This is a genomic window from Pigmentiphaga sp. NML080357, assembly GCF_002188465.1.
Taxonomy (GTDB): Bacteria; Pseudomonadota; Gammaproteobacteria; order Burkholderiales; family Burkholderiaceae_B; genus Pigmentiphaga.
Genome location: NZ_NINW01000051.1, coordinates 1 through 2,467 on the forward strand (window position 1 = coordinate 1; position 2,467 = coordinate 2,467).

General features: G+C 63.2%; 3 protein-coding genes. All 3 read right to left on the reverse strand.

Features of this window, described 5'->3' with window-relative positions:
- Positions 1-46 precede the first annotated feature (46 nt).
- Genes CDO44_RS26155 through CDO44_RS26165 form a run of 3 tightly spaced genes read right to left on the reverse strand, consistent with a single transcriptional unit; the run spans position 47 to position 2,383 of the window.
- Positions 47-1,591, reverse strand: a complete 1,545-nt coding sequence (locus CDO44_RS26155; RefSeq protein WP_087783216.1) for an IS66 family transposase — start codon at positions 1,589-1,591, stop codon at positions 47-49.
- Positions 1,592-1,622: 31 nt separating this feature from the next.
- The gene (gene tnpB / locus CDO44_RS26160; RefSeq protein WP_087783217.1) at positions 1,623-1,973 is read right to left on the reverse strand and encodes an IS66 family insertion sequence element accessory protein TnpB; all 351 of its coding nucleotides are present in this window, start codon (positions 1,971-1,973) and stop codon (positions 1,623-1,625) included.
- Positions 1,973-2,383, reverse strand: a complete 411-nt coding sequence (locus CDO44_RS26165) for a transposase (protein ID WP_087783218.1) — start codon at positions 2,381-2,383, stop codon at positions 1,973-1,975. Before CDO44_RS26165 ends, tnpB begins: the two co-directional genes overlap by 1 nt.
- Positions 2,384-2,467: the final 84 nt, after the last annotated feature.

Here is a 2,467-nt window from a genome sequence, read left to right on the forward strand (position 1 = left end):
GTAAGCGCTCAGTGAGCAGCGTTCTGGTGCGGGTGGCCTGTCGGTGTTAGGCAGGTTGTGCCGGAGTGGCCATGTTCCAAGGCAGCAGCTTCTCGTAGTCGTCGGCGGTTTGCGCGTATGGCAGCGCCTTGAGCATGGACTGGAGATACTGGTAGGGGTCGATGCCGTTGGCCTTTGCGGTTTCCACGAGCGAGTACAGGTTGGCCGAGGCGTGGGCGCCGGCCACGGTGTCGCAGAATAGCCAGCCGCGTCGACCGACGACAAACGGGCGGATCGCGTTCTCACAAGGATTGTTCGAGATCGGCCAGGAACCGTTGTCAACGTAGCGGATGAGCTTTGGCCACTGGCCGTGCAGGTAGTGCAAGGCCTTGCCGAACAGGCTCTGCGGCAACACGCTGTGCAGGTGCTGCGTGAGCAGCGTCTCGATCTCGGCGAGGACCGGCCGGCTTTGTGCAGCGCGCAGTTGTTGGCGTTGCTCGGGCGTCATGTCCTTGGCTTGTTGCTCGACGGCAAACAGCTTGCCAATCCCCTCGATGCACGCGGCCGCGGGATGTCCCTGTTGCTGCGCCTTGGGCAACGCCTCCTGGGCCTCGATCAGGTACCGTCTTGCGTGTGCCCAGCAGCCCAGATGCACAAGGCCATAACGCTCGGCAACGGCATCATACGGCGCGTACCCGTCGGTCATCAGCGCCGCATCGCGTCGGCTGCCGGCGTACAGCGTCGCAGCCTGTGCAGTGTTGCGCGTCGGGCTGTACGTAAACAGGCGTATGGGTGGCCCCGCGCCGTTCATCTGCGCCCACAGGAAGCTTTTGCTCTGCGCCGCTCGCCCAGGCTCTTTGAGCACCTGCACAGTCGTTTCATCGCCGTAGAGAACGTCGGCGTCCAGCAGATGATCTCGTAGCAGGTTGATCAACGGCTGCACGGCCTTGCCCACGCGCACCACGCTGGCTGCAAGCGTGGCGCGTGATAGGTCTCCGCCGAAGCGATTGAGCAGCCCCGCCTGGCGGTACAGCGGCAGGCCGTCCTGGTATTTGGCCGTGATGCACCACGCCAGCGCCGATTCGGTGAGCAACCCCTTGGGGATGACTCGCGCCGGCGCCGGAGTGGTCTTGATACCGGCATCGCAGCACGGGCAGGCGTACTTCACACGCTGATGCTGCACCACGCGGATCTGCTGCGGCACGATATCCAGTTGCTCGCTGATCTCCACGCCGATCTCGACCAGCGCCTGCCCGTCATGCGGGCACACGCGTTCGGACACAGGAAGCTCGTGACGGACCTCAACCCGGGGCAGCCCGGGATCCAGCGGTTTGCGCCCGCGCTGCTTGCGCGTGTGGCCCGCCACCTTCACCGCCGTCGCGCCGTCCTCTTCCCGGGCCGGCGATGCCTGTTCACCTGGAGCCAGTGCTTCGGCCTCGTTGAAGAAGAGATCCTTCTGTCCGGATCCGCGTGCTTCGCTCTTGGCTGCGAATAGCTTGCGCTGGAAGGCCTTCAGTTGTTCCTTCAGCAAATCGCGCTCGACCGTCACCACGCGCAGCGCCGCCTGGAGCGCTTCGTATTCTTCGGCGGTGATGGTGACGGTGTTTGGCATGGCGGATTAGACCGCCGCGATGATGCGGCGTTCACGCCGCCCGATAATACGCCCGTTGCGGATGCCGGCGCACCGCCTCGATGTCGATTCCTTCGAGCAACCAATGCAGTTGCTCGACGGTCAGTATTGCTACCGCCGCCGCGCGTGGCCACACGAAGCGGTCCTTCTCCAGCCGCTTGAACAGCAGCCAGAAGCCGTTGCAATCCCAGAGCAGGATCTTGATGCGGTCAGCACGTCGGTTGCGAAACACATACATGGCGGCCGCGAATGGGTCCAGCCCCAGCGACTGCTCGACCAACGCCGCCAAGCCGTTGATGGACTGCCGGAAGTCCACTGCCTCGCGATGCAGGTATACCTTCAACCCCGCGTCAAAACGAAACATCAGCGCTGGCTCCAAAGCGCATCGACAATCGCCCTGATCACCGCGGCATCGTTGGCGCCACAAGACACCTCCAGCGTCGTTCCATTGGGCAGCTTGGCGCTCAGGATAGTTGACCGCCCGGTCGCCGGTGCTGCCGGCTTCGGCGAGTCGACTACCGCGCAGGCTTGGACCGCAACGAATGGCACCAACGCATCCTTGCCAGCTTGGTGAGGCTGCCGGCTCTGCCCGATCCATTTGCGCAGTTGATTGGCGTTGACACCCGCCTTCAGCGCCATGCTCGAAACTGACGCCCCCGAACTTACGCACATCTGGACCAGTCGTTGCTTGGCTACGGGGTCATAGTCACGCTTGCCATTGGAGCGTACTCGTATGGGTTGCAGCGGGAGAAAGTCTACCTGTTCGATCGTCATGGTTGCGTCCGCAAAAGTCGTTGCGGACGCAAGCTTGACCACTTGTACGCTACCCCGATAGGGCGTTGTTCGCTAACCGCTTAC